9 protein-coding genes are annotated in these 5,591 nt (G+C 67.1%); 7 read left to right on the plus strand and 2 right to left on the minus strand.

What is annotated here, in order from left to right; all coding sequences use genetic code 11:
- From WAW17_RS04810 to WAW17_RS04830, 5 genes are all read left to right on the plus strand, one after another.
- Window positions 1–503 (plus strand): hypothetical protein (locus WAW17_RS04810; protein WP_422331866.1); only part of this gene is annotated, 503 nt, incomplete at its 5' end.
- A gap of 22 nt (window positions 504–525) precedes the next feature.
- Window positions 526–819 (plus strand): putative quinol monooxygenase, encoded by a 294-nt coding sequence (locus WAW17_RS04815; protein WP_422331867.1) that lies wholly within the window; start codon window positions 526–528, stop codon window positions 817–819.
- Window positions 820–829: 10 nt separating this feature from the next.
- The gene (locus WAW17_RS04820; RefSeq protein ID WP_422331868.1) at window positions 830–1,513 is read left to right on the plus strand and encodes a dienelactone hydrolase family protein; all 684 of its coding nucleotides are present in this window, start codon (window positions 830–832) and stop codon (window positions 1,511–1,513) included.
- A gap of 21 nt (window positions 1,514–1,534) precedes the next feature.
- On the plus strand, window positions 1,535–2,059 hold the full coding sequence (locus WAW17_RS04825) for an SAM-dependent methyltransferase (protein WP_422331869.1): 525 nt from the start codon (window positions 1,535–1,537) through the stop codon (window positions 2,057–2,059).
- Between the two features lie 57 nt (window positions 2,060–2,116).
- Window positions 2,117–3,487 carry an Hsp70 family protein gene (locus WAW17_RS04830; protein ID WP_422331870.1) on the plus strand — a complete coding sequence of 457 codons (1,371 nt, stop codon included), beginning with the start codon at window positions 2,117–2,119 and terminating at the stop codon, window positions 3,485–3,487.
- Here the strand turns inward: WAW17_RS04830 and WAW17_RS04835 are convergent.
- Window positions 3,432–4,280 carry a helix-turn-helix domain-containing protein gene (locus WAW17_RS04835; protein WP_422331871.1) on the minus strand — a complete coding sequence of 283 codons (849 nt, stop codon included), beginning with the start codon at window positions 4,278–4,280 and terminating at the stop codon, window positions 3,432–3,434. The two genes, WAW17_RS04830 and WAW17_RS04835, sit on opposite strands and share 56 nt — an antisense overlap.
- Window positions 4,281–4,411: 131 nt before the next feature.
- Between WAW17_RS04835 and WAW17_RS04840 the strand changes: the two genes are divergently transcribed.
- Together WAW17_RS04840 and WAW17_RS04845 are read left to right on the plus strand one after the other, a co-directional pair.
- Window positions 4,412–4,777, plus strand: coding sequence for a nuclear transport factor 2 family protein (locus WAW17_RS04840; protein WP_422331872.1), 366 nt, complete (start codon window positions 4,412–4,414; stop codon window positions 4,775–4,777).
- Window positions 4,778–4,830: 53 nt separating this feature from the next.
- Entirely contained in the window at window positions 4,831–5,148 is a 318-nt protein-coding gene (locus WAW17_RS04845; RefSeq protein ID WP_422331873.1) for a DUF1330 domain-containing protein, read from the plus strand.
- Here WAW17_RS04845 and WAW17_RS04850 read toward each other — a convergent pair.
- On the minus strand, window positions 5,145–5,591 hold a 447-nt coding region (locus WAW17_RS04850), incomplete at its 5' end, for a hypothetical protein (protein ID WP_422331874.1). The two genes, WAW17_RS04845 and WAW17_RS04850, sit on opposite strands and share 4 nt — an antisense overlap.

The raw sequence follows: 5,591 nt of genomic DNA on the forward strand, positions 1-5,591 counted from the left end.
TCTATGTGCTGGTCTGGTACATCAGCTATGGGTCGAACATGGCGGCGGCTCGTCTGGCCTGCTACCTGAGTGGCGGGTGCCCGGCAGGCGGCAGGCACGTGAACCCCGGCGCCCGCGACTCCACGGCACCGCGGGCGTCGATGTCGGTGGTGCTGCCCGGTTCCGTCTATTTCGCCGGCGAAGCGCGGTCGTGGGGCGGTGGTCGTGCGTATTACGACCCGGACGCCGCCGGAGCCGTCGCCGCCCGCGCTTTCCTCGTGACGCAGGAGCAGTTCGAGGACATCAGGGCCCAGGAACCCGCCTGTTACGATCGGTTGCTCACCGTCGGGTCCCGGGACGGTGCCGTGATGTGCACGTTCACCACACAGGCGGGCGGCGCGGACCTCACCCGCGCTGCGCCGGCGCCGGCGTATCTCGCGACCATCGCGGACGGCCTCCGGGAGGCGCACGGATGGGACGAGAAACGAGTCGCGAACTATCTGCTGCGGTTACGGGAGTCCTAGCCGCTGTCACGAAGGGGAATCGATGTCCGATCTGCATGTCGTAGCGACCATTCCGGCGAAGCCGGGCTCCGAGGACACCGTCCGCGACGGCCTGTCTTCCCTCGCGGCGGAGAGCCGCAAGGAGGAGGGCTGCGTGTCGTACGAGTTGTACGAATCAGCTGCTCAACCCGGAACCTTCGTCACCGTCGAGGTGTGGGCGAACCAGGAGGCCGTCGACGCGCACATGAAGTCGCCGCATTTCCAGTCGGCCGTCGCTGTTTTCGGTGAGCACCTCGCCGGGGCACCGGCAATTCATCCGCTGAAGCCGGTCTCCTAGAGTTACTTCGGTGACCACACCTCTGACCAGCGTTGTTCCCGAGGGTCGTATTCGTGGGGGCGTCATCGTCATCCAGGAGGCCTTCGGGATCACCGATTACATCGTCGATGTCTGTTCCCGGTTCGCCGCCGCCGGCTATCACGCCGTCGCACCGCATCTGTTCCACCGAGGCGGTGACCCGGTACTGGCGTACGACGATCTGAAAACGGCCATGCCGCTACTGGGCACGCTCACATCCGCGCACATCGACGAGGACGTCGATGCGGCAGTCGATGCGCTGTCCGAGGCCTCGATCGACTCGGCGAGCACTGCGATCGTCGGGTTCTGCATGGGCGGGACGGTCGCCTTCCACACCGCCGTGCGGCTGGAACTCGGGGCGGCGGTGAGCTTCTACGGCGGCGGCGTCGAGAAGGGCCGCTTCGGCTATCCGTCGCAACTCGACGCCGCACGGCAGCTCTCGACTCCATGGTTGGGGCTGTTCGGTGATCGCGACAAGGGAATTCCGTCCGAACGCGTCGAGGAGTTGCGGGACGCGCTGTCGCAGGTACCGGTGGGCACCGAGATCGTGCGGTACCCCGACGCCGAGCACGGCTTCCACTGCGACGATCGGCCCGCGGTGTACAACGAGGAGGCCGCCGCGGACGCGTGGTCCCGGACTTTGGTCTGGCTCGATACGCATGTTTCTACCGCCTAGCCGTCGAAGGGTCGTCCTCCAATGGCGGTGCCGAACATCCCCGCCCGGATCCGCTGCGCGGTCGATCGGTTGGACGTGGATCCTTCCGATCGAATCCTGGAGGTGGGATGTGGACCTGGTGTGGCAGTTTCGCTCGTCGCCGAGCAACTGTTCGACGGGCATATCACCGCAATCGACCGCTCTGCCACGGCAACAGCGCGGGCAGCGCAACGTAACGAGACCCATCTGGCGAGCGGGAAAGCGACGTTTCAGACCACCGATCTGGCCGGGTTTCGCTGTGCCGATGGATCCTTCGACAAGGTTTTCGCTGTCAATGTCAATGTCTTCTGGGCACACGAAGCGGTGGGTGAAACGCGAACTCTCTGGGAGATCCTCCGCCCGGGTGGCGTCGTTCACCTCTTCTACGGGGGCACCGAATCGGTGCACGACGACGCCAAGTCGAAACGCATCGTCGACGCGGTGACACAGGTGTTCGGTCGGCAGGGATTCGAGGTGGAGGTGACGATCGGAAATCTGCTGTGCATCACGGGGAAAAGACAGGATTGATCTGCGAAACCCCCCGCTACCCGTCCGGTCTGTGACCGAACCGTTATAGTCGGGTTCATGACTTCGGTTCTCGGTGTGTCGGTCGGTGCCAGCGCTGTGCGCTTTGCGTGCCGCGACGCCGACGAATCCGTCGACCCTGTCGACATCGTCGGCTCCGACACCGCAACGGGGCCGATCTTCCGGTCGACCTCGGTGATCGCCACCCGCGAGCGCCCGGAGGTCGTGGCCGCCGAGAACATCGGAACGGTGCTGGCCGAGGCTGAAGACCTCGGATACGTGCAGGCTATCGGTGTTGCCTATCAGGACGAGGCCCAGGCCGACGCCGTGGAGGCAGCGATGGCTCGCCAGCAGATCGATGTGCATCTCGTGCCCGAAGTGACGGCCGCACTCGAGATGCTCGAGGTGTCGGAACATCTGGGGGACCACTCGACGCTGGTGTTCTACGACCTCGGTAGCTCCGGCCTCACCGTCACGGTCGTCGAACGCGTCACCGGGACGGTGCTCGGCAGTGCCCGCACCGACGAGATCAGCGGCGACCTCGTCGACCGCCTGATACGGGACCATCAAGTAGAACTCCAACGAATCGCCGCGCCTGCCGACGCGGCCGCCGAACTCGAGCTCGACGCCCGGTGCCGCGACGCGAAAGAGCGGCTGTCCAGCACGAGTGCGGTGTGTGTACCCGGTGACGGGGGTCTCCTCCTGTTGTCGCAGGACACGTTCGAGTCGCTCATCCAGGGACCCGTCGAGGCGTCCGCCCGCATCACTCGGGAGGTCATCCGCCGTTCCGGCCGCATTCCCGACGCTGCGGTGCTCATCGGCGGCGGCGCGCACATTCCCCTCGTCAGCGCGGTGATGGAGTCGTGGCTCGACGTTCCGGTAATCGTTCCCGAGCAGCCGGAACTGGTGGCTGCCGAAGGCGCGGCCCTGTTGGCCCAGTACCTCCCGGACGAGCCCGTCTCGGTGGCCGAACCGCCGAAGTCCCGCCGTCGCGGCGCCGTCCTCGTCGGCGGAGCCCTTGCCGCAGTCGCCGCACTCGGACTCGCCCTCGGGGTCGGCGGAGACATGCTGACGGGGTCCGAAGAGGATGTGCAGCCGGACGCCACCGAGTCGAACACCTCGGCCCCGGCCGCCGTGGACGTGGGACCGCCCGTGTCACCGCCGGCTACTGCCGCCGATATTCCGGGTCCCGTCTCGTCTCCGGCAGAGGTCGCGGAACCCGCGGGGGCTACCGCCCGGACCGAGGCGTACACCCAGAACGTGCAGCCTTCGACGGAAGCGCAGGCCGAGGCGCAGAGGGACGTGAGCGGGAACGACCCGGCACCGGCCCCGGCCCCGCCGCCGCTCATCCCCGGGTTGCCCCAGATCCAGCTTCCTACCCTCCCGCCGCCCGCCCCGTTACCCGAGCTACCGCGGATCCCGGGGCGGTAGCCGGCCCATCAGAAGTAAGGAACCGGGTTGTGGCGCCGTCGGCCGGGTAGAACGACTCGATCGCCAACTCTGACACCGTCACGTCGAGTGGGGTCCCGAAGACCGTGGTGGTGCTCAGGAACGCGAGGTCGTGTCCGTTCACCCGGACGCGTAGCGGGACCACGAGCGCCGGCGCATCCCGCGACACCGCGTCCTGTCCGCTCGGGTAGCCCGCCAGCTCGTCACGGAGGCGCCGCAGTTCGGGATCGCCGGTCGCCTCGATCTGATGCTCGATCCGCTGCAGCACGTGAGCCCGCCACTGCCCGAGATTGGTGATTCGAGGCGCCATGCCCTCCGGGTGCAGACTCAGCCGCAGCACGTTGACGGGAGGCTCGAGCAGCCGGGCGGCCGCGCCGTCGGTGAGCAGTCCTACCGCCGCGTTGGCGTCGACCATGTTCCAGTGCCGGTCGACGACGACAGCCGGCAACGGATCGTGCGCCGTGAGGATCTGCGCGATGGCGTCGACCACGGTCGACATCGGGACGTCGGAGAGTACGTGCTCGGGATAGGGCGGGGCGAAACCGGCCGCCAGCATCAGGGTGTTGCGGTCTCGCAGCGGGATGTCGAGCTGTTCGCCCAAGCGCAGCAGCATCTCCCGGGTCGGCTTCGCGCGGCCGGTCTCGAGGAAGCTGACGTGCCGGGTGGACACCTCGGCGCGGTTGGCGAGATCCATCTGGGTCATCCGCCGATGTCCCCGCCATCGACGGAGCAACTGCCCGACCGGTTCGGTGATCGTGTCCTGTGCCGCCGTCATGGCACCCAGCCTAGAAGGCCCCGGGAACGGGTCCCATTACCTCCGAGGTAATCGACCGGACCCACCCCGGCGGGCAAATTCGTTCCCACAGGCCGCCGACCGGCAGCCCACCGGAAACGAAGGAGCGAGCGATGAACGACTTCGACACCCTGGTCCAGGCTTACCTGGCCATTTGGAACGAGACGGACACCGACAAGCGGGACGCGATGGTCGCCGAGCTGTGGGCTGACGACGGCCGCTGCGTGGATCCGATCGGAGCGGCCGAGGGACCCGGCGCCGTGAGCGCCCTCATCAGGTCGGTGCAGCAGCAGTTCGACGGCATGCGTTTCGAACTGGCCGGCGACGTCGACGCCCACCACGACCAGGCCCGCTTCACGTGGGAGCTCGGCCCCGTCGGCGGCGACGCCCTCGTGGTCGGATTCGATGTCCTCGAACGCGACCAGGCCGGGAAGGTCCGACTGGTGCTCGGGTTCCTGGACAAGGTCCCTACCGCCTGACCGCGCGGCCGATGTCGCCCACCTCACCGAATCGGAACCGAACCGGAGGAATTATGTCTGCATTCGTAGTCGGCCACCTGCGCACCGTCGATTTCGGGGGGCCGATTGTCGAGTACTTGGAACGCATCGACGCCACACTCGCGCCGTACGGAGGCCGGTTCCTCGTTCACGGTTCCGATGCGGAAGTGCTGGAGGGCGCCTGGGTCGGGGACCTCGTGGTCGTCGAGTTCCCCGATCGGGAGCACGTTCTCGCGTGGTATCGCTCGCCCGCCTATCAAGAGATACTCGCCCTCCGGACGGAGCACTCCGACAGCACGGTCATCATCGTCGAGGGTGTGACGCAACCGCATCGCGCAACCGACGTGATCTAGCGAGGATCGGTTCGATCTCCCGCCTCGCGTGAGCCCGCGCCTGCGATGGCTTCGGCGATGGTGCGCATTCCTTCGGTCAGGTCGTCGGCAGAGGGTGCATGTTCGGGATCGACGAGCCACTGGGCCATGACGCCGGTGAGGAGTGCGTGGTAGACCATGCCCACCTTCGAGACGGCGTCAGCGCTCATCCCCTCGGTGTCGAGCAGCATGTGGGCGAGCCCTTCGCGTCCCTGTTGGAGCGCGCCGACGAAAGGCTTGCCTTCGTCCGGGACGGCGTCGACATGCGAGAGCATCCGGAAATGGGTGGCCCACAGGTCTCGGTGACGTGAGAAGGACTCGATGACGCGCGTCCACGTGGAACGGAACCGCTCCACCTGTGAAGCGTTCGGGTCGAGATCGGTGCTGACTGCCCGTTCGAGTTCAGCACCCCACTCCTGGGTGGC

The organism is Rhodococcus sp. (in: high G+C Gram-positive bacteria) (assembly GCF_049286785.1).
GTDB lineage: Bacteria > Actinomycetota > Actinomycetes > Mycobacteriales > Mycobacteriaceae > Rhodococcus_F.